Genomic DNA, 19,769 nt, shown 5'->3' with positions numbered 1-19,769 from the left:
CCTGTCCTTCTTATTTTTTAGTGGGTATTGGCCAGAAGCGACAATTGCTGACCGCTGGCTTCGGCCTCGGCAGCGATCTCCTTGTCCGTCAGACGGGTCGGATAGTCGCCGGTAAAATAGTGGTCGGTATATTGCGGCTGATCGTTGTTGCGGCCGTCGTGGCCCATCGCCTTATACAGGCCATCAACCGAGAGGAAGCCCAGGCTATCGCATTCCAGCATCTGGCGCATTTCCTCGATGGAATGTTGCGCCGCCAGCAGCTTGGCGCGGTCGGGCATATCGATGCCGTAATAGTCGGGCCACAGGATAGGGGGAGAGGCCGAGCGCAGGTGGACCTCCTTGGCCCCGGCGGCACGCACCATGCGCACAATCTTCACCGAGGTGGTGCCGCGCACGATGGAATCGTCGATCAGGATGACCTTCTTGCCTTCCAGTACGACGCGGTTGGGCGAATGCTTCTTTCGCACCCCCAGATCGCGGATATTCTGGGTGGGTTGAATGAAGGTGCGGCCGACATAGTGGTTGCGGATAATGCCCAGTTCGAACGGCAGGCCCGATTCTTCGGAAAAGCCCAGCGACGCGGGTACACCCGAATCCGGCACCGGCACGACGATATCGGCATCGGCAGGGTGCTCGATGGCCAGTTGACGGCCCATCGCCTTGCGCACCTCGTAGATCGACTTGCCATTCACAACCGAATCCGGTCGGGCGAAATAGACATATTCAAACAGGCAGGGGCGGGCGGCTTTGCGCTCAAACGGCTTGAAGGATTTCAGGCCCTCTTCGTCGATCTGCACCACTTCGCCGTGCTCGACATCGCGCACGAAAACCGCGCCGATCATGTCCAGCGCGCAGGTTTCCGAAGCCAGCACATAGGCGTGGCCCAGCTTGCCGATCACCAGCGGGCGGATACCCAGCGGGTCGCGCGCCCCGATCATGCCCTTGCGCGTAATGGCGACCAGCGCATAGCCGCCTTCGATATCGCGCAGGGTGTCAATGAAGCGGTCAATGATCTTGATGCTGCGCGACCGCGCGATCAGGTGCAGGATGACTTCGGAGTCCGAGGTGGACTGGAAGATAGCGCCTTCTGCCACCAGCTTGGTGCGAAGGAACATGAAGTTGGTCAGGTTGCCATTGTGCGCAATGGCGATGCCGCCCGAATCGAGATCAGCGAACATGGGCTGCACATTGCGCAGATGCGATCCGCCGGCGGTGGAATAGCGCGTATGGCCGATGGAGGCGTGACCTTGCAGGCGCTTGATCAGGTCGGCATCGGTGAAGACGTCGCTGACCAGACCGTGCGAGCGTTCGGTGTAGAAACGGCGGCCGTCGCACGAGGCGATACCGCAGGCTTCCTGTCCGCGGTGTTGCAGGGCGTGCAGCCCCAGCGCGGTGACCGCCGAAGCGTCCTCCATGCCGTAGATGCCGAACACGCCGCATTCAAGGCGCAGGCTGTCGTCGTCGGGATCGCGTGAAACGAAGCTATCCGACAGTTCCGAGGGCGAGGTCAGCATGGTGATACCTTTGTGGCCGGTAAAGGCCTGACGCGAGACAGGGGAGGCGCCGCCTCCATATAGTCGGTATAAGGAGAAATGGAAGCCCCGGTTACGTCCCGCAGTCCCATATCACCTATTGGTTGGGCGACGCCACGCTGTCGGCATATTTCGCCCAGGAAGGCGCTACCGACACGATGGCCTTGGCGCACTGAACGCTCAAAGGATAGACCTTGGCTTCGGTGAACCAGTCGGGCTTTCCTTTAGGCAGTACGACCGAAAAAAGCAAATGGATAAAGCCCAGAATGGCCAGGGCGCGCAATACGCCAAACGCCACCCCAAGGGTGCGGTCGGCATAGCCCATCATCTGCTGCTTGTTGACCTTTTCCGACAGTGAGTTGCCCAGCGCCCGGATGCCAAAATAGGCAGAGATAAACACCACGATGATCACCACCAGCGCGAACATCTCACCCAGATTAAAGGTCTTTTGCAGCCACGGTGCCAGCCAGATGGCGATCAGTATCGCCAGAATAAAGGAGGCCGTGCCGACGATTTCGCGTGTCGCGCCGCGCGTAAAACCCGACAGGCAGGAAAACAGCAATATACCCAGAAAAATCAGATCGTAGCCCTGCATGTGCGTCCCCTCACAATGGCTTTAGAGCGGATTTCGTTCAGGTAGAATCGAAATCCGCTCTAATCTTTTGCTTTGTCGCGCATTTGATTCCGAAAACCGTTGCACACTTTTCGGAATGCGCTCTAAACCCGTACCGATGTTACGGATGGTCGTTAACCATTCTGGCCTTTTTTATAAAAAAGCGATAGCCCTGATTTAAACCTCATGCCGAAACGAAGTTCGGCGAAGCCAAAAGTGGACACCACTTTTCGGAAATACATGAGGTGTTACAAAAAATTAGAGCCATGCGGCGGCTCAACTGAGCCGACGAAGGCTCTAACTTTGGAGGTCAAAGGCGCTCATGGCATTGACCAGATGCGAGTAGGTCTTGACCTCGAACGGCGCATTGTCCTGAGCGGCGACGGGGGCGATGGCGTTGGAAAAGCCCAGTTTCAGCGCCTCCTTCATGCGAGCTTCCATGCGCGACACGCCGCGCACCTCGCCCGACAGGCTGATTTCCCCGAAGATGACCGACGCTTTCGGCAAGGGTTGATCGAGCAGGGCCGAGACCAGCGCCATGGCGGCGGCCAAATCAGCGGCGGGTTCGTTGATCTTCAGCCCGCCGGCCACATTGAGATAGACGTCCTTACCGCCGAAGCCCAAGCCGCAGCGCGATTCCAAAACGGCCAGAATCATGGCCAGCCGTCCGGAATCCCAGCCCACCACGGCGCGGCGCGGCGTGCCCAGGGCTGAGGGGGCGACCAGCGCCTGAATTTCGACCAGTACCGGACGCGAACCTTCGATACCCGCGAACACCGCCGAACCCGATGAACGCTCATCATTGTCGCCGAGGAACAGAGCCGAAGGGTTGGGCACTTCGCGCAAACCGCCATCGCCCATTTCAAACACGCCGATCTCATCGGTCGCCCCGAAGCGGTTTTTGGAACCGCGCAAGATGCGGAACGGATAGCCGCGCTCGCCCTCAAACGATAGCACGGCATCGACCATGTGTTCGACGACGCGCGGCCCGGCGATCTGGCCTTCCTTGGTGACATGGCCGACAAGAATCATGGCGATGCGGTTCTTCTTGGCCAGACGCACCAGTTCACCAGCGCAGGCCCGCACCTGGGACACTGAGCCCTGCGCCGCGTCGATGGCGTCCGACCACAGGGTCTGGATGGAATCGATGATGACGAGGTCGTAGCTGTCGCGTTTCAACGCATCGAGAATGGTGCGCAGCGAGGTTTCGGCCGCCAGATCGACGGGGGCCTTGCTGACGCCCATGCGTGAGGCGCGCCCACGCACCTGCTCAACGGCCTCTTCGCCCGAAATATAAGCGACCTTCAGGCCACGCAGCGCCGCATGGGCGGTGACCTGCAACAACAGGGTCGATTTGCCGACGCCGGGATCACCGGCCAGCAGGATGGCCGAGCCCGGCACAATGCCGCCGCCGCACACCCGGTCGAATTCCTCTATGCCCGTCACCATGCGCTGCGGGGCCTCGTCGGGCGCATCAAGAGTTTCGAAGTTCAGCTTTGAAAGCCTTGATATTTTTGACGGTGAAGTCTCGGGTTTCAGACTGCCCGGCGGCGCGGAAAAACTCTCCTGCACCAAGGTGTTCCAGCTCAGGCACCCCGAACACTGACCCGCCCACTTGGTGTGGGTCATCCCGCAGGACTGACAGACAAAGACGGCCTGAGCCTTGGACATGATTCGCTCGCGCAACGGGGTTTATGCTGCGCAACCGATAGCCCGAGCGGCTGCAGAAATCCAGAACAAATTGCGAACTTTTATCTTGGGGCGGTTCTCCACAGAGGCACGCGGGTAGCCTCAGCGTGTGGCTCTGGTAAAGTGAAGTTCAAACCACAGATTACACAGATTTCACAGATTTCGGTGTGTCAAGCGGGCGCCCAGAGCGGTGAAGGCTAAAAGGCGCGAAGCGCCAATCTGTGAAATCTGTGTAATCTGTGGTTGCCAAATACCTTTGTGGCCATCTGTGGAGGAAATCGCCACTCTGCTATTCGTAGCTGCTATACCGGTCCTGACGCGCAAGGTTGCCAAACCGCGTGACGTTTTCGTCGAACGACAGGCGTACCGTGCCGATGGGGCCGTGACGCTGCTTGCCGATGATGACTTCGGCGGTGCCGCGCAGCTTGTCCATATCCTCCTGCCATTGCAGGTGTTCGGGCGTGCCCTCCTTGGGTTCGGCGCGGCCCAGATAGTAGCTTTCGCGATAGACGAACATGACGATATCGGCGTCCTGTTCGATCGAGCCGGATTCGCGCAGGTCCGACAGTTGCGGGCGCTTGTCGTCGCGGCTTTCGACCTGACGCGAGAGCTGCGACAGGGCAATGACCGGCACCTGAAGCTCCTTGGCCAGAGATTTCAGCCCCATGGTGATGGTCGAGATTTCCTGCACGCGGTTCATGTTGCTGTCGCCCGTCGTGACCAGTTGCAGGTAGTCCACCACGATGAGGTCAAGGCCGGCGGTGCGCTTCAGGCGGCGCGCGCGCGCCGTCAGTTTGGCGAGGCTGAGGCCGCCGGTATCGTCGATATAGAGCGGATAGGAGGCGATCTCCATCGCCGCGTCCTTGAGCCGCCCGAATTCCACGGCGTCGATTTCGCCCTTACGCAAGCGGTCGGAGGAGACGCCGGAGGCATCGGCCAGCAGACGGGTCGCCAGCTGGTCGGCGGACATTTCGAGCGAGTAGAAGGCCACCACGCCGCCATCGACCGTCTTGCGCGTGCCGTCGGGTTGAATCTCGAAGCGGTATTTCTTAGCCACGTTCATGGCGATATTGGTGGCCAGTGCCGTCTTCCCCATCGACGGACGCCCGGCGAGGATCAGCAGGTCCGACTTATGCAAACCACCGATCTGCCGGTCGAGGTCGTCGAGGCGGGTGGCCAGACCCGACAGGCCACCGTCGCGGTGGAAGGCCTCTTCGGCATTGGAGATGGCCCCGGTGACGGCTTCGGAGAAGGTCTTGAAGCCGGTCGAAGAGGTGCCCTTTTCAGCCATTTCATAAAGCTGGGCTTCGGCGCGCTCGATCTGCTCGCGGCCATTGCCTTCCTGCGTGGCCGAACGGGCGATTTCGCCGCCCAGACGGATCAGGTCGCGGCGCAGGGCGAGATCGTAGATGACGCGCGCATAGTCCGAGGCATTGGCCGAGGGCGGGGCGCGATCGACCAGATCGGCCAGGTAGCGGATGCCGCCCAGATCGTTGAAGGCCTGATCCGTCTTGAACTTGTCGAGCAGGACGATGGGTTCGGCCAGATGCCCGATACGGATCTGTTCTTCGATGGTGGCAAACAGCTTCTGGTGAAACGGCTCATAGAAATGCCGGGCACTCAGACCATCATACAGGCGCTCATAGGCCCCGTTGTCGAACATGAGCGTGCCGAGCAGGGCCTGTTCGGCTTCGAGATTGTGCGGCAGGGCTTGGGGCGTGTCAGCCGAAACCGGCAGGGGGGCGTCGAGCAGGGTGGTGTTCATAGCGGTGTTTAAGCAGGTCAGGGACGGGCTGTCGCTGCCCCTATGCGGCGCAAAGGCGGCTGTCCACTTAACTCCGATTCACAGCCTGTGAATAACGGGGATAGATGCATTCTTCAGAGTGTTGATGTATGGTGATCTGCTGATTAGGGGGTGTTATGAAAAAACATAATTTTCTAAGGATCGCAGTAATCACTGCTACGTATGTGATTGCCTCTGGCTGTTCAGCATTATCCGATTGTCATGCAACGCGCGACGAATGGTACACCGACTTTGGCAATACAGAGATTGGTGGTTACGAATCGAATACTGCCGAAGTGGTGTTTGCAGAAGTAAGCCCCGATCATATGTCAGAGGTGACCTCTCGTTTGGGGGCTAAAACTGTTATTTCACTGACACCCGAAGAAGCCCGCCAACTTACCACGCAAAACCCGCCCGATACGCACGGTCTTCGACCTTATCTCGTCCGGGCTTTGAGTTATAGACAAGAGACCGGCGCATACGGTGTATGGCTGGGGGAGAAGGCGTTGTACGTGACTTACGGTATGCTTGGACGGCGCAATTGCTACCCCGTGTATCGTGAGGGTCTGATTGTCTGGCTGGCCAATCCGCCCAAGACGGTTATCATCACGACAGGGATAGATGAATAATTAACGGCTGCTTACCGGACGGCAGGTGACGCCTTTCAACTCGGTTTCGACCCCTGTATCGTGCCGCACGGCCAGACACTTGCCGTCTTTAAGCACCACATCGAAGACAGTCGGCACGGCAGTGGAATGGGTTTCCAGCGGCCCCAGAGGCGGCGGCAGGACACCGAGCAGGGTGGTCTGAGCCGCAGCAGAGGGGCCGAACTCGATATTAGCCCGACCGATGACCGGGGCCAGAGCGGCCTTGAGACGGCTGACGGTTTGCGGATCGCTTAAATCGACGCTGGCCGGTACGGCCTTTCCGGCGGCCATCGTCTGACAGCCGACCAGCCCCAGCGCACACAACAGACCGGCAGGGAGGAGCCCGCGCATCAGCGGCCTCCCGGCAGGGTCATGTCACGGTTGACGTCCATGATCCATTTGGGCGGGACTATGGCCGGGCCTGAGCCGCCGCTGACCGGGCCCGCCGACTGGACCGCCGAACTGGCGGCCGCGAAGGCGGTGGCCGAGGCCGGGCACGAACTGGTGCGGCGATAACTGAGCGCCGTGCTGACCAGCCCCTCGGTCGCCAGACCCAGCTCCTTGCTCAGGTCATCGCTGGCGACGCAGCCGGGCAGTTTGACGCCCGTGGTCGAAGTGGTGTTGTTCGGCACGAAGCCGTCGGCATAGTCACCGAAGCCGAGGTCGTTCACGCCCTGAAACTGAATGGTGTAGTAAGTCTCACCGCAATTGTCCTGCGGGTAGAAGCCATAGGGTTTGCCGCAGGTCTTGCCGCCGATCAGGACGACTTCGACGCCGACGCCGCGCAGGCCGTTAATCACCGCTTCCGAGGCACTGCACGTGTCTTCGGTAGCCAGCACATAGACGCGCGACAGGTTAAGCGTCGGCAGAGACGTCCCCGCCGTGACGGTGAAGCCGAGCCCTTGATTATAGAAGGGGACGGGATTGTTGGCCTGACCTGTTACCGGGTTGGTGTTACCGGCGGCCGCGTTGAATTTCAGCGTTTCAAAGGTGCGGTTGGCGGTGCGCGTATTGCCGGCGATCATGTAGCTGAGCTGCGACGCCACCGCCAGCAGACCGCCGCCATTATAGCGCAGATCGAGGATCAGGTCGCTGACCCCGGCGGTCTGCATGTCGCGCATGGCCGAAACGATCTCGGTTTCGCTGGAATAGGGGCTGAAGGTGTTGAACAGAATATAGCCGATTTTCGAGGAACCATCCGTCAGGATGCTCGTCTTGTTGACCGGTTTGGGGCTGACATTGGCCGAGGTCAGGGTGACGGTCTTTGTAGACCCATCGACCAGACGCAGCCCGAAGGTCGTGGAGGTCCCGGTCGCCGTTGGGAAAAGCCCGGCATTCAGTGCATTAACACCCGCCTGCGTATTGTCATTGACGAGGTCGATGCCGTTGACCGTCAGGATGCGCCCGCCGCGCGGCACCACACCGGCGGCGGGCGAGCCCGGCTCGGTATAGACGACGCGGAAATCGCGCGGTGTGGTGGTCGAATAGGCCGTCAGTTCCATCCCGTAGCTGGCGGTGGCCGCCGCATTGCGCCGCGCCAGATACTCCGTTGTCGGCTCGCTGAAATGGAAATTGTCCTTGTCCTTGCCTGAGGCGGTTTTGCTAAAGGTCTTCAGGCCTGCAAAATACTGCGTCCGCGTGCCGCCGCTGGCCGGATCGGTGTCGGTAACCTCCGTGTTCCACAGGTAGGTTTCGCGCGTCCAGGAGCGCAGCCAGTTCTTTTCGTCGAGCGCCGTACCGGCCTTGTCCGGGAAGCGGTTGCCCTCGATATCGACACCGCTGCGCACGGTTTCGCACTTGTCCTTGAAGGTGCTGGCGGCCTGAAACACGCCGCTGACCCATCCTGCGACGCCGCCGCCGCCGCTGCTTCCGCCACCGCTCGATCCCGTTGCGGTCGAACCGCCGCCACCTCCACCGCCTCCGCCGCCACAGGCGGTCAGGGCCGCCGCGGTGGCGGTTAGAACGAACATGCGGGCGAAGGTCATCAGGCGCTTTGTCATGGCGCGATGATGCCACGAAGTTGGCAGACCGCAAGTCCCTCTTTCTTGGCAGGCGGGCTGCAAAAAACCCCGCGGATCGCTCTGCGGGGTCTGGAGAGGTTGCGGTTTTCGCTTACCAGTTGTGCGTTACGCGCGCATACAGATAGCGGCCATTGAAGCCGAACGGCGAGAAGCGCGAGAAGGCCAGCGCACCCTGCGACCCTTGCAGCGAAGCGATGGTCTTGTCCGGATAGACGTCGAAGACATTGTCCGCGCCGTAGGTGACCGAGGTCTTGTCCGTCAGCTTGTAGCTGGCCGATAGGTCGAGCAGGGTCTTTTCGCCGGTGTGGATGTCGCTGGGGAAGGTCGCCGCCGCGTCGATCACGTCGTCATAATAGGTGGCGCGACCGTTGACGCTCCACTTGCCGCCCTTCCAGTCCACCGTAGCGCTGCCCTTGTTCTCAGGCGTCGAGTTGGTGAGGATGTACTGACGGATGCGGGCGAACAGCACCGGCGGATTTTGCAGGCTCGACACCGTATTGGCGCCCGGCAGGCGGGTGATTTCGGTATTGCCGGTGTTCCAGGCGAGGTTGAAGTTGAAGCGGCCGTAATGGTCGGTCGGCAGGCGATAATTGGCCACCAGATCAATACCGGTCGTTTCGCTGTCCACGCCATTGGTGAAGAAGCGGGCGGCCGTCACGCCATAGGGCTTCAGCAGGGCGGTGATTTCCGACGTGCCCGACAGGTTTTCCGTCAGGACGATGCGGTTATCAATATTGATGCGGTAGGCATCAAGCGTCAGTTCGAACGGGCCCTTGCGATAGACAAAACCGGCCGCATAGTTGGTGGACTCTTCGGCCTCCAGCGCCGGGGCGCCGAGCGCTCTGGCTACCGCAGACGACGCCGGGAAGGTGCCGGTTTCAACCACCACGCCGCCCGACACGACCGAAGCCGTCGAGGTGAAGTATTGCTGTTGCAGGGACGGCGCACGGAAACCCGTGGACACCGAACCGCGCAGGGCCAGATTATCGGTCAGTTCATAACGCAGCGACAGCTTGCCCGACAGGTTGTCGCCAAAGTCCGAATACTTTTCCGCGCGGGCGGCAAAGTCAAAGCTCAGTTGCGGTACGACCGTGGCGCTCAGTTCGGCATAGAGGCCGAAATTGTCACGGTTGACATCGACCGCATTTGACGGCTGGAAGCCGATAAAGCCCTGCGCCCCGGCGGTGGCCGACGTGATGGGGCCCAATGCCCAGGACTGTTGTTCGCCGGCCTTGATCTGATAGTTTTCGTGGCGGCCTTCGACGCCCAGCGCGAAGGTCAGGGGGCTGTAGAAGCCAATCGGGAACTCACGGCTGATGTCGGCATTGAGCACCAGTTGGTCATAGATCACTTCGCCGTCATAGAAGCTGGTCTTGGAAGCGGTGCCGTAAGAGGCATTCACCGAATTGAGCGTGTTATATTCCAACTCGTTGCGGCCCCAGTTGACCGAATAGTCGGACGTCCAGTCGCCCCACTGACCGCGCGTGCCAAAGGTCGCGGAATAGTTCTTCGACTTGACATTGATCAGCGGCAGGTAGCCGTTGGGATAGATGGCCGCGACATTGCCGCTGTTGCCCGGTTGACGGAAGAAGGCCGCGCTTTCGGACTCAAGGCTCTGTACGCCGCCGAAGCTATACAGCTTCCAGCCGTTCTCCAGCGGCTTGGCGGCATTGGCGAACAGGGCGATGCTTTCCTGCTCCGGATCGCCGTAACGACCGGTGACGCGGTTGGGCGTGACGCGCGGATCGGTGTCGGCGCGGTTGGTCGCTTCGCGGTTACGGTACTCACCCGATACAGTCAGGAAGCCGTCTTCGCCGAATGGCAGGCCGACCCAGCCGGCGACATTATAGGTGCGGCCGTCGTTTTCCTTGCGCGATGAACGGGCGGCTTCGACCTCGGTAGTGTACTGGCCATAGCTGGCCGACACGCTGCCGCCCGAACGGGCTTCGCGCAGACGCAGGTTGACGACACCGGCAATGGCGTCCGACCCGTATTGCGCCGAAGCCCCGTCGCGCAGGATTTCGACCGTGCTGAGCGCCGAGGTCGGGATGGCGTTGAGGTCGGCCGGAGCCGAGCCGCGACCGGCGGAGCCATTGGTGTTGACCTGCGCCGAGGTGTGGCGGCGCTTGCCGTTCAGCAGGACCAGAGTCTGGTCCGGGCTGAGGCCGCGAAGAGAGGCCGGGCGCACGCTGTCGGTGCCATCCACGGCCGACGGGCGCGGGAAGGTGAGGGACGGGGCGACGCGCGACAGGGCCTGCGCCAGTTCGGTCGAGCCCTGCGCATCCAGCGCGTCCTTACGGATCACATCGACGGGGGCAAGGGTATCGAGGCGCGAGCGCGGCTGGGTGCGGCTGCCGGTGACGACCACTTCGGTGACGTCGCTGTCAGCGGTGGCTTCCTGCGCGAAGGCGGGCAGGGATACGAAGCTGAGGGCCGTCGTCGCAGTGAGTGCGGCGGCCAGTGTGCGATGGGAGGCACGGATGGACATGGGGAATGCTCCTGAACAGATCATGGCTTGAACTGGGCCATATCTTGGAGCGGCATAGACCCGTTTAAAGAGCTGAGCCGAGGCATATGTTCTAAGGGAGACGATTAGTTTTGCTAATTGATGTCAAGCGTGGCTTTGAATAAAAATATATAAATCAGTAGTTTAATGTGAATATGTGTGAACATTAATAAACGAAGCGAGGGCGCGCGTACATATTTAAAATCAAATGAGTAGGAAATAGTGGCAATTATGCGACGCCATTCCGGCGGCATCGGGTCGGGATGGCGACCTGAACGAGCAGGTGTCTTTAAAAAGGGAGGTGGTGCGGCTAGAGGGACTCGAACCCCCACGCTTTTGGCGCCAGAACCTAAACCTGGTGCGTCTACCAATTCCGCCATAGCCGCGCTGGCTCTCCTTTAGACATATCGGCTCGCTTTGGCTAGGGGGCGTGGTGCAATTGCGATCTGTGTGCGGAAAAAGCTGTGGCTAACGCCCCCTTCCCGTTCTATCCGTTAAGCCAAAGAGACAGGAGGCGGGCATGACGGTCTATGTGGCGCTGCTGCGCGGGGTGAATGTCGGCGGCAACAACAGGTTGCCGATGAAGGACTGGCGCGAAAGCCTTGCGGCACTGGGCCTCGATAATCCGCGCACCTATATCCAGAGTGGCAATGCCGTGTTTGAAAGCGGAAAGACCGCCGAAAGCCTGCCCGATCTGATTACCGCCGACATAGGGGCGCGGTTTGGGTTCAGGCCCGTCTGCCACGTGCTGAGCCTTGAGCAGGTCCGCGCCGCGCGTCAGGCCTGTCCCTACGCGCCGGAGGGAGAGGATGGGCACAAAAAGGTGCATCTGATGTTTATCAAGGGCGGGATAAAGACCTATGACCCTGATGGCCTCGCGGCGCTGGCCACGCAGGGCGAGCAGTTCCACATGGGGGAGGGTGTTTTTTATCTCTACACGCCGCAAGGCTTTGGCAAGTCGGTGGTGGCCGAAAAGCTGCCGCGCTTCCTCAAGGCGGAACTGACGGCACGCAATCTCAGGACCGTCGATACGCTGATCGAACTGGCGCACGGCTGATTATCCGGCAGGCGGCGGGGCGCAGACCAGATAGTTCAGGCTGAAATCGACCGTCGGCAGGTAGAGGTTGGGTGTGCGTTCAAACAGGGCCAGACTGAGGAGCTGGTTCCAGTTCGACCGCCCTGACAGCCCTTTGATGAACAGCTTGCGATCCAGGTGAATGTTGAGGGCGTGGCCTTCGGCCCGGTGGTCGCTGAGGGTGAAACGCCCGATAATGTCATCCGATGGCACCCCGTCGGCGTCCACCCTCAGGCGTTCGTGCAGGATAAAGGTGACGGTCTGACCGATGACCACGCCGCCTTGCGCCATGCGGGCGCTGTAGCGGGCATAGGCGTCTGCAAACAGGGCGTCGAGTGCGGCCGCATCCACGTCACTGTCGTCGAAATCGTCGTGCGGATAGGGATCGCAGGCATGGGCCTTAACGGCTTCGGCCTTGCTTTGGGGCAGGGGGCTGAGGAGCTGGCTGAGCGTCAGATCGCTGAGGTTCAGACAAAAACCGCCTTCGATATCAAAGGCCTGCGCGCGCCCGTTAAGTCGTTGGTGCAGGGCTGGAAAATCCGGCTGAGCCACCCAGCGGTTGAGGGGCGCAAAGCGTCCCGGTATGATATAGGTGCCGCCCGCCGGTATGTAGAGGCGCGGTTGCAGCACGTCGATAATGGCCGAAAACTTGTCGAGGGAGCGCGCAATAACGGCGGCCTGTTCGGCGCGACGATCAATATTGACAAAATGCTGCGGATAGCCGCTCGCGGCCCCGGTCATCAGACAGGCGGCGTCCAGAGCGCCATAGGTGCGTTCAATGTAGTCGCGCACCGTGCGGTAGTTATCGAGCGAGAGGGGGTTATCGACCTGATTGAACAGTGTCAGACCGTCGCCGTGCACGATGAGCGATGTGTCGAGATCGTAGTCAATCTGATCCTCAAAGCCCGAGCTGTTGCTGGTCATCTGAGGCACGATACTCAGCGACAGGCCGCCGAAGTCAAACCGCGTCAGGCCCGTCAGTTCGATCACCCGCGCGGCCCCCAGCCTGAGAAGACGGTTTTTGAGCGTCTTAGTGGTGAAATCCTTTATAATAAAAGGCTTATCCAGAACACCTGAAGCTTTGAGCAGGGCCGGGTCGAAGTGATCGGCGTGGATGTGCGAAATATAGGCGGCGTCTGCCGAGCGCATGAAGGCATAGAGGGCATCGGGGTCATATTCCGGAAAGCTGTGCCAGCCGCCTTCATTCGCGACGCCCGCCCACGGGTCGCACAGGAGGCGCGTGCCGCCCGCTTCGATCATCAGGAACGAATTGTTCAGGTGGGTGATCTTCACAGCGGCTTTCGTCCTATGGCGAACATGGAGGTCGCGCGGCCCTTGAGCCAGTCGGGCGCCAGTCGGTTATCGCCGCGAAACGGCAGCAGATAGCGCGCCTTCCAGAAGCGGTTGTTCCCCTGATAGTACCAGTCCGGCTTGCATCTTAGGCCCGGATAGACCTGAACGTCCGCAAAACCGGCCAGCTTCAGCACAAGGGCCAGACTGTGGGGGGTGTAGGGTTTGACGTGGGTCGGGTCGTTATAGAAGTTGCGGAAATCCTGCTGGAAGTTGGGGGTGGAGATGACCACCGCGCCACCGGGGCGTAGAAGGCGCAAAGCCTCGGAGAGGAACAGGCCGGGGTCGCGCAGATGTTCGATCACCGCCAGAGACACAAACAGGTCAAGGCTTTGCGCCTCCAGCGGAAAGGCGTCGCTTTCGAAATTCAGCGTGTCGATATCGTAACCCTGATAGGCGAAGCCGCGCGCGACCGCGCCGCTTTCCAGATAGCGGTCGCCGCATCCGGCATCGACGACACACCCGGTGGAGGGCTGCATCACTTCGCCATAGCCGCTCAGGCGGGTGAGGGTTTCCAGCGTGCGCCATTCCCGTTCGCCCTGTGCGGCGCGGTCAGGCCCTGCCGACTGACGCAATTGGGCATTGCGGCGGTCAAAATAGCGGTTTTTCAGGGCATGGGCGGCGTCTGACATGGGCGGAATCCGCCGCCGATTCTGACCGCAGAGCAAGCCTGCGGCCGCCCAAACCCCGCGCGCAGGGGCCTGAATTCAGGACCGGTTTCCTGTGCAGTGAATGGATTCATGGGGCGTACCCCTTGCTAATACGCCGCACATGGGTAGTGTCAGGTGCAATTAGCTTAACCGGAGCCCTCCGTGAAAAACAAGTTCGCCCTCTTTATCATCGCGGCCATGGTGCTGGGTGTGGCCACCGGATGGGCCAGCAACCAGTATCTGGATGCGGCGCAACTCGAACAGGCCATTTCGATCTATGGCCTGCTGACCAAGGTCTTTCTGCTGCTGATCAAGATGATCATTGCGCCCTTGGTGCTGTTCACGCTGGTGGCGGGGATTGGCCATATGGAAGACGCGGCGGCCGTGGGTCGCATCGGCGGCAAGGCGCTGGGCTGGTTCATCGCCGCCTCCATCGTGTCGTTATTGCTCGGTATCGTGATGGTCGAATGGTTGCAGCCGGGCGCGGGTATGAACCTGCAAACCGCAGCGGACGCCATCAACGCGCCCAACACGTCGAACTTCACGCTGGAATCCTTCATCACCCACATGATTCCGTCGTCGATCATCGACGCCATGGCCAAGAACGAGATCCTTCAGATCGTTGTCTTCTCGGTGTTCGTCGGCACTGCCATCGCCATGCTGGATGACAAGTCGCCCGACATCATGCGCCTGGCCGAACAGGGCGCGTCGATCATGCTCAAGGTGACTGAGCTGGTGATGAAGTTCGCTCCGTTCGCCATCTTCGGTTCGCTGGCGGCGACGGTGGCCAAGCAGGGCCTGCCCATCCTTGTCACCTATGCCAAGTTCATCGGCGGCTTCTATTCGGCGCTGGGCGTGCTGTGGATCGTGCTGATTCTGGCCGGTCTGATCTTTGTTGGCGGGCGCATCTTCAAAATTCTGGCGGCGTCGCGTGAGCCGGCGCTGCTGGCCTTTTCGACCGCTTCGTCCGAAGCCGCCTATCCCAAGCTGCTCGACGGCCTGCCCAAGGTCGGCGTGTCGCGCAAGATCGTCTCCTTCGTCCTGCCGCTGGGTTATTCGTTCAACCTCGACGGCTCAATGATCTACTGCACCTTCGCCACCCTGTTTATCGCGCAGGCGCACGGGGTTGATTTCACCACAGGGCAACTGGTGATGATGCTGTTCCTGCTGCTCGTCACCTCAAAGGGCATCGCCGGGGTGCCGCGCGCCTCGCTGGTCGTCATTATGGCGACGCTCAGCTATTTTGGACTGCCGGATGCGTGGATCGCCATTGTGCTGGGGGTCGATCATCTGCTCGACATGGGCCGCTCAGCAACCAATGTGGTGGGCAATACCGTCGCCTCGGCGGTGGTGGCCAAGTGGGAAGGCCAACTGGGCGACCCGGAGCCGGAAACTCCCAAGGTCTAAGCTATGCGGCGGATCGTTTCGCAATCAGATCTGGATAGGGAATACAGGTGGCAAAGTGCAGGAACGTGGTCATTGGTCTGGATGTCTCCGTTCCTCGCTGCCCTGCCCATAACGCTTGTCTGGTGGCTTTTTGACAGGTCGTCTGATATTGAGACGATCTGGAGACATTTTTTTTTCACCTCGGGCGTCATGATCATCGTGCTGGCGGTGAATGTGTTTTCCGTGTCGTGGAAAATGGCATTGGGAAGCGCTCTGGCTCAAATCGCGACCGTAGCTCTGCTGTACGTGTTGTCTCCATATCTTCTCAAGCTGCTGATGGCCGCGCGGGCTCTTTTTGCCTAAGCTGACCGATTGCCGCGAAAGGCAGTTGGGCGACCCGGAGGTTCAGCCGGAAAAGGGGTAGAAACCGCTTTCGTCGCCACTCAAGGCTGTCCTAAGGGCAACCTGCATTTCCTCGGCCTTGCCGTGGAAATGTGTGTAATGCCAAGTGCTTGTGAGCAAGAGTGTAATGAGAAACGCTACTACCCCTACCCACAAACCTGAAACATTCCCTTCGACGACGAATCTCCAGCCACCAAAGAAAAGGAACATACTCAGTGCGGAAAAGACGCAGATGCCGATATTCGCGTTGTTCGGTTTAATGAATATGATAACGCGTGTCGCCTCATCGAGAGCCTCAAAACGTCCACTCAAACGGGGCGGAAAAAAGTTTCGACCGTAGTTTTGCCTTTTCAAACCCAGATTGAAGCGACCCTCATGTATACTTCCTCTGAACAGGCCAACATCCTGATCAAATAGCCTGTACTGTGGACGAGGATCGGTGGCGCGCTTTAGGCGGCGCTCGGCTTCTAGAATCGGCGCATCGACACGCCAGACGATGCGACATGTTGGTAAGAAGAGGCCTAACAGTCTGCTGAGCAATGACATCTGGGTTCGTGGGGCGACAAAAATCTATCTCATTTTAGTCTCAGGCGAATTTCCGTCAAACCCGCTTTTATCGTTGACCTTATCCCCGCTCATGCCATAAGAGCGCATCTTTAAATTTGCCGCCTGCGGTCTGCGCGGGCGGTTGTTTGTCTCTAACGGCGAACCGCGGAACGAACGCGATGTTCGGTAGCTGCCCTTCGCAACAGGTAAAATAGATCGATGCAAGTCGTTGAAAAACTGAATGAAGGTCTGTCGCGCGTCTATGAAGTGACCGTGGCCAAGGACGTCCTGGCCGCCAAGCTCGACGCCAAGATCAAGGACATCGCGCCCAAGATGCAAATCAAGGGCTTCCGTCCGGGCAAGGTGCCCGCGGCGCACGTTCGCAAGCTGTATGGCAAGGAACTGATGAGCGAAGTCCTTCAGGAGCAGCTCAACGAAACCTCGCAGGCGACGCTGGAACAGCACAAGGTGCGCCCGGCCAGCCAGCCGGAACTGAACCCAATCGGCGACATCGACGCCGTGATCAAGGGCGAGGCCGACTTGGCCTATGAAATCTCGGTCGAGCAAATGCCGGAATTCGAGCCGGTCGATCCTTCGACCCTCGAACTGAAGCGTCCGGTCTATGAGCCGACCGATGAGGAAGTGAACGAGCAACTCGAAAACATCCTCAAGCAAACCAAGTCGTATGAGCCCAAGGGCGGCAAGGCCCCCAAGGCGGCTGACGGCGACAAGCTGAAGATCGACTTCGTGGGCAAGATCGACGGCGAAGTCTTCGAAGGTGGCTCGATGGAAGGCGCTGAACTGGTCATCGGTTCGGGCCAGTTCATACCGGGCTTCGAAGAGCAACTGATCGGCGCCAAGAAGGGCGAAGAGCGCGTGCTGAACGTGACTTTCCCGGCCGATTACGGCGCGGCCAATCTGGCCGGCAAGGCGGCGACCTTTGAAACCACCGTGCACGAAATCTCGGCCCCCAAGGACGCCGTGGCCGACGATGAGTGGGCCAAGGGCCTCGGCCTCGAAGGTCTTGACGCGCTGAAGGACCTGCTCAAGGGCCAGTTGCAACAGCAATACGCTCAGGCCGCCCGTTTCAAGATGAAGCGCGCCCTGCTGGACATCCTCGACGAAAAGCACTCGTTCGAACTGCCGAAGAAGATGCTGGACGCCGAATTTGCCGGCATCTGGCAGCAGGTCGAGCAGGACAAGGCCGCTGGTCAACTGTCCGAAGAAGACGCCGCCAAGTCGGAAGACGAGCTGAAGGGCGAATATATGAAGATCGCCGAGCGCCGCGTGCGCCTCGGTCTGGTCCTCGCCGAAATCGGCACCAAGAACAATGTGCAGGTCTCCGAGCAGGAAGTGGCGCAGGCCATCGCCCGCGAAGCCCGCAACTTCCCCGGTCAGGAGCGTCAGGTGTTCGAGTTCTATCGTCAGAACCCCGCCGCCGCCGCTCAGATCCGCGCCCCGATCTATGAAGAAAAGGTCGTCGATCACATATTCGCCATCGCCAAGGTGAGCGAAGAGCCGATCAGCAAGGAAGACCTGCTGGCCGACGAAGAGGACTGATCCCGTTTCGACGGTATTGCCGGAATAAGAAAAGCGCAGGAGAAGCATCTCCTGCGCTTTTTTGTGGGCACGCCGTATGTATCTGCTATGCAAGGCTGTCATTTTTTTAGGGGGGAAGGCCATGCGCCGTTTTCTGATTGCTGTCACACTGTTTTTCGCCGCCGCCGGCCTGACCCCTTCGGCCATGGCTCAGGAAGCCGCCACGCCGGAAAAGATCGCGCTGGTGAAGCGTTATTTTGCAGCCATTGAGTTCGATCAGACGATGGATCGCATGACCAAGGCCATGGTCCCGATGATGGTGAAGCAGGCTAAGAACCTGGACCCTAAGGCGGACACCAAAGATATGGAGGCGATGATGTCTATCAGCCTCGAGATCACCAAAGAGCATATGCCCCAGATTCTCGATAGCATGACCAAGGTCTATGCCGAGGCCTTCACCGAGGATGAACTGAAATACATGGTTTCTTTTTACGAGGACCCGCGCGGCCGTGCCATTATGCGAAAGACAGCGGACATGACGCCTAAGATGATGGAGGCCATGTCGAATGTTATGCCGGACATGATGAAAAAAACGCGCGAGAGGATGTGCGCCAAGATCGACTGCCCGAAACCGGTGGAGTTCAAACCGGAGGGAGGCCAGTAAGGCGCTTTGCGTTTCTCCACTTGAAAACGCGCAGGCAAATTGCCAATTTAAACGCGACAGGGACTGCGCATACCTTCGGTTAATCAAATCAGCCTTAGATGCGGTCTCATAACCCATAACGCTTTAGGGACTTCCATGCGCGATCCAGTCGAAAACCTGACCAGCTACCTGATCCCCACGGTCATCGAGCAATCGAGCCGCGGTGAGCGCGCCTACGACATCTATTCGCGGATGCTGAAGGAACGCATCATCTTCCTCACCGGTCCGTTTGAAGACGGCATGGCGACCTCGATCTGCGCTCAGTTGCTGTTCCTTGAATCGGAAAACCCGAAAAAGGAAATTTCCATGTATATCAACAGCCCCGGTGGTCAGGTGACCTCGGCGCTGGCGATCTACGACACCATGCAGTACATCAAGTCGCCGGTCACCACCGTGTGCATGGGCATGGCCGCTTCGGCGGGCTCGCTGATCCTGCAAGCCGGTGAAGCCGGTCAGCGTATCTCGCTGCCCAATTCCAAGATCATGGTGCACCAGCCGTCGGGCGGGGCGCGCGGTATGGCTTCGGACATCGAAATCCAGGCCGAAGACATTCGCAAGACCAAGAAGCTGCTCAACGAAATCTACGTCAAGCACACGGGTCAGCCCTATGACGTGATCGAGCGCACGCTGGACCGCGACCGTTATATGACGGCCGCCGAAGCCAAGGAGTTCGGCCTGATCGACCACGTTTATGAAAAGCGTACCGATCCGGTCAGCAACGCCTAAGCTGGTTTTTGTTTGAACCGTCTGTAATGACCCTGCCGGGCGGCCTTGAGCATCTCAAGGTCGCCCGCTGTGTCTCCATAGGCTGCTTCGAGGTCCAGCGCTGCGCCATAGACCTCACGCAGGCGACGCATCTTTTCTTCGCTGCGGCAGTTCAGACCGTTCAGATGCGGCGTCAGACGGTCCTGAGCATCGAACCCAAGCCGCGTGCCGATGGTGCGCTCAGCCCCCAGTCTGTTGCCGAACTCCTCCACCAGCATTTCAGGGGAGGCGGTGACGATCACCCTTTCGGCGTGCTGACCCACCTCGGCCCAGGTGCGCAGGGCGTCCGGCCGGAACAGGCCATCACCCATCGCTTCGGCAAAGGCGCTAAAGTGCGCTTGCAGATCGTCCCGGCGGACGGGCCCCATCAGGTGGAACAGCAGATGCGATTTCAGCGCCCCCCGGTCACGGGTGCGCAGATAATCCGTCAGCATGTAGGGATGGCGCACAAAGGCGAGGGCCAGACGGGCATGGCCACATTGCCACACCAGAAAGGCGGTAAAGCTGTCTTTATAGGTCAGGGTGCCGTCGAAATCGAAGGCGTGGACGGGGAGGGGCATGG

18 protein-coding genes and 1 tRNA gene are annotated in these 19,769 nt (G+C 59.8%); 7 read left to right on the top strand and 12 right to left on the bottom strand.

What is annotated here, in order from left to right; translation table 11 throughout:
• Positions 1–17: 17 nt before the first annotated feature.
• The 4 genes from purF to ACK8OE_RS11750 form a co-directional block, all read right to left on the bottom strand.
• Positions 18–1,514 (bottom strand): amidophosphoribosyltransferase, encoded by a 1,497-nt coding sequence (purF, locus tag ACK8OE_RS11765; RefSeq protein ID WP_290792690.1) that lies wholly within the window; start codon positions 1,512–1,514, stop codon positions 18–20.
• Between the two features lie 115 nt (positions 1,515–1,629).
• Complete coding sequence (locus tag ACK8OE_RS11760; protein ID WP_410272649.1) at positions 1,630–2,127, bottom strand: CvpA family protein; 498 nt, start codon at positions 2,125–2,127, stop codon at positions 1,630–1,632.
• Between the two features lie 315 nt (positions 2,128–2,442).
• A complete protein-coding gene (gene radA, locus ACK8OE_RS11755) occupies positions 2,443–3,816 on the bottom strand; it encodes a DNA repair protein RadA (protein WP_410272648.1) in 1,374 nt (457 codons plus the stop codon).
• Positions 3,817–4,123: 307 nt separating this feature from the next.
• The gene (locus ACK8OE_RS11750) at positions 4,124–5,599 is read right to left on the bottom strand and encodes a replicative DNA helicase (RefSeq protein ID WP_126423676.1); all 1,476 of its coding nucleotides are present in this window, start codon (positions 5,597–5,599) and stop codon (positions 4,124–4,126) included.
• Between the two features lie 155 nt (positions 5,600–5,754).
• Here ACK8OE_RS11750 and ACK8OE_RS11745 point away from each other — a divergent pair, with 155 nt between their 5' ends.
• Positions 5,755–6,246, top strand: a complete 492-nt coding sequence (locus tag ACK8OE_RS11745) for a hypothetical protein (protein WP_410272647.1) — start codon at positions 5,755–5,757, stop codon at positions 6,244–6,246.
• On the opposite strand, the gene ACK8OE_RS11740 is transcribed toward ACK8OE_RS11745, so the two are convergent.
• From ACK8OE_RS11740 to ACK8OE_RS11725, 4 genes are all read right to left on the bottom strand, one after another.
• Positions 6,247–6,615 carry a hypothetical protein gene (locus tag ACK8OE_RS11740; protein WP_410272646.1) on the bottom strand — a complete coding sequence of 123 codons (369 nt, stop codon included), beginning with the start codon at positions 6,613–6,615 and terminating at the stop codon, positions 6,247–6,249. It abuts the gene before it with no gap.
• The gene (locus tag ACK8OE_RS11735) at positions 6,615–8,249 is read right to left on the bottom strand and encodes a S41 family peptidase (protein ID WP_410272645.1); all 1,635 of its coding nucleotides are present in this window, start codon (positions 8,247–8,249) and stop codon (positions 6,615–6,617) included. Before ACK8OE_RS11735 ends, ACK8OE_RS11740 begins: the two co-directional genes overlap by 1 nt.
• A 127-nt stretch (positions 8,250–8,376) precedes the next feature.
• Positions 8,377–10,773: a TonB-dependent receptor plug domain-containing protein gene (locus tag ACK8OE_RS11730; RefSeq protein WP_410272644.1), complete on the bottom strand. Its 2,397-nt coding sequence runs from the start codon at positions 10,771–10,773 to the stop codon at positions 8,377–8,379.
• Between the two features lie 320 nt (positions 10,774–11,093).
• Positions 11,094–11,177 (bottom strand) — tRNA-Leu (locus ACK8OE_RS11725).
• Between the two features lie 134 nt (positions 11,178–11,311).
• On the opposite strand from ACK8OE_RS11725, the gene ACK8OE_RS11720 reads away from it, so the two are divergent.
• On the top strand, positions 11,312–11,848 hold the full coding sequence (locus tag ACK8OE_RS11720; RefSeq protein WP_290792669.1) for a DUF1697 domain-containing protein: 537 nt from the start codon (positions 11,312–11,314) through the stop codon (positions 11,846–11,848).
• Here ACK8OE_RS11720 and ACK8OE_RS11715 read toward each other — a convergent pair whose 3' ends face one another.
• Positions 11,849–13,159, bottom strand: a complete 1,311-nt coding sequence (locus ACK8OE_RS11715; RefSeq protein WP_410272643.1) for an MBL fold metallo-hydrolase — start codon at positions 13,157–13,159, stop codon at positions 11,849–11,851.
• The gene (locus ACK8OE_RS11710; RefSeq protein WP_410272642.1) at positions 13,156–13,848 is read right to left on the bottom strand and encodes a class I SAM-dependent methyltransferase; all 693 of its coding nucleotides are present in this window, start codon (positions 13,846–13,848) and stop codon (positions 13,156–13,158) included. Before ACK8OE_RS11710 ends, ACK8OE_RS11715 begins: the two co-directional genes overlap by 4 nt.
• Before the next feature lie 180 nt (positions 13,849–14,028).
• On the opposite strand from ACK8OE_RS11710, the gene ACK8OE_RS11705 reads away from it, so the two are divergent.
• Positions 14,029–15,273, top strand: coding sequence for a dicarboxylate/amino acid:cation symporter (locus tag ACK8OE_RS11705; RefSeq protein ID WP_290792663.1), 1,245 nt, complete (start codon positions 14,029–14,031; stop codon positions 15,271–15,273).
• 3 nt (positions 15,274–15,276) lie between these two features.
• Entirely contained in the window at positions 15,277–15,615 is a 339-nt protein-coding gene (locus ACK8OE_RS11700; RefSeq protein ID WP_410272641.1) for a hypothetical protein, read from the top strand.
• Between the two features lie 42 nt (positions 15,616–15,657).
• Here ACK8OE_RS11700 and ACK8OE_RS11695 read toward each other — a convergent pair whose 3' ends face one another.
• Positions 15,658–16,200, bottom strand: coding sequence for a hypothetical protein (locus ACK8OE_RS11695; RefSeq protein ID WP_410272640.1), 543 nt, complete (start codon positions 16,198–16,200; stop codon positions 15,658–15,660).
• 219 nt (positions 16,201–16,419) lie between these two features.
• Here ACK8OE_RS11695 and tig point away from each other — a divergent pair, with 219 nt between their 5' ends.
• From tig to ACK8OE_RS11680, 3 genes are all read left to right on the top strand, one after another.
• Entirely contained in the window at positions 16,420–17,760 is a 1,341-nt protein-coding gene (tig, locus tag ACK8OE_RS11690; RefSeq protein WP_290792657.1) for a trigger factor, read from the top strand.
• Between the two features lie 121 nt (positions 17,761–17,881).
• Positions 17,882–18,403, top strand: coding sequence for a DUF2059 domain-containing protein (locus ACK8OE_RS11685; RefSeq protein WP_410272639.1), 522 nt, complete (start codon positions 17,882–17,884; stop codon positions 18,401–18,403).
• 135 nt (positions 18,404–18,538) lie between these two features.
• Entirely contained in the window at positions 18,539–19,168 is a 630-nt protein-coding gene (locus ACK8OE_RS11680; protein ID WP_013480178.1) for an ATP-dependent Clp protease proteolytic subunit, read from the top strand.
• On the opposite strand, the gene ACK8OE_RS11675 is transcribed toward ACK8OE_RS11680, so the two are convergent.
• Positions 19,165–19,767: an HAD-IB family phosphatase gene (locus ACK8OE_RS11675; RefSeq protein ID WP_410272638.1), complete on the bottom strand. Its 603-nt coding sequence runs from the start codon at positions 19,765–19,767 to the stop codon at positions 19,165–19,167. The two genes, ACK8OE_RS11680 and ACK8OE_RS11675, sit on opposite strands and share 4 nt — an antisense overlap.
• Between the last annotated feature and the right edge of the window lie 2 nt (positions 19,768–19,769).

The organism is Asticcacaulis sp. W401b, assembly GCF_046503825.1.
Lineage (GTDB): Bacteria > Pseudomonadota > Alphaproteobacteria > Caulobacterales > Caulobacteraceae > Asticcacaulis.
Note: the sequence above shows the minus strand (reverse complement) of the source record. Positions and strands in the feature narration are given on the sequence as shown.

Bases quoted from the DNA above. Each gene is read 5' to 3' on its own strand.
- ACK8OE_RS11720 (WP_290792669.1), top strand. From the start codon at position 11,312: ATGACGGTCTATGTGGCGCTGCTGCGCGGGGTGAATGTCGGCGGCAAC.
- ACK8OE_RS11680 (WP_013480178.1), top strand. From the start codon at position 18,539: ATGCGCGATCCAGTCGAAAACCTGACCAGCTACCTGATCCCCACGGTC.
- ACK8OE_RS11750 (WP_126423676.1), bottom strand. From the start codon at position 5,599: ATGAACACCACCCTGCTCGACGCCCCCCTGCCGGTTTCGGCTGACACG.
- ACK8OE_RS11740 (WP_410272646.1), bottom strand. From the start codon at position 6,615: ATGCGCGGGCTCCTCCCTGCCGGTCTGTTGTGTGCGCTGGGGCTGGTC.
- ACK8OE_RS11700 (WP_410272641.1), top strand. From the start codon at position 15,277: ATGCGGCGGATCGTTTCGCAATCAGATCTGGATAGGGAATACAGGTGG.
- ACK8OE_RS11710 (WP_410272642.1), bottom strand. From the start codon at position 13,848: ATGTCAGACGCCGCCCATGCCCTGAAAAACCGCTATTTTGACCGCCGC.
- ACK8OE_RS11695 (WP_410272640.1), bottom strand. From the start codon at position 16,200: ATGTCATTGCTCAGCAGACTGTTAGGCCTCTTCTTACCAACATGTCGC.
- ACK8OE_RS11745 (WP_410272647.1), top strand. From the start codon at position 5,755: ATGAAAAAACATAATTTTCTAAGGATCGCAGTAATCACTGCTACGTAT.
- ACK8OE_RS11735 (WP_410272645.1), bottom strand. From the start codon at position 8,249: ATGACCTTCGCCCGCATGTTCGTTCTAACCGCCACCGCGGCGGCCCTG.
- ACK8OE_RS11685 (WP_410272639.1), top strand. From the start codon at position 17,882: ATGCGCCGTTTTCTGATTGCTGTCACACTGTTTTTCGCCGCCGCCGGC.
- purF (WP_290792690.1), bottom strand. From the start codon at position 1,514: ATGCTGACCTCGCCCTCGGAACTGTCGGATAGCTTCGTTTCACGCGAT.
- tig (WP_290792657.1), top strand. From the start codon at position 16,420: ATGCAAGTCGTTGAAAAACTGAATGAAGGTCTGTCGCGCGTCTATGAA.
- radA (WP_410272648.1), bottom strand. From the start codon at position 3,816: ATGTCCAAGGCTCAGGCCGTCTTTGTCTGTCAGTCCTGCGGGATGACC.
- ACK8OE_RS11760 (WP_410272649.1), bottom strand. From the start codon at position 2,127: ATGCAGGGCTACGATCTGATTTTTCTGGGTATATTGCTGTTTTCCTGC.
- ACK8OE_RS11730 (WP_410272644.1), bottom strand. From the start codon at position 10,773: ATGTCCATCCGTGCCTCCCATCGCACACTGGCCGCCGCACTCACTGCG.
- ACK8OE_RS11675 (WP_410272638.1), bottom strand. From the start codon at position 19,767: ATGCCCCTCCCCGTCCACGCCTTCGATTTCGACGGCACCCTGACCTAT.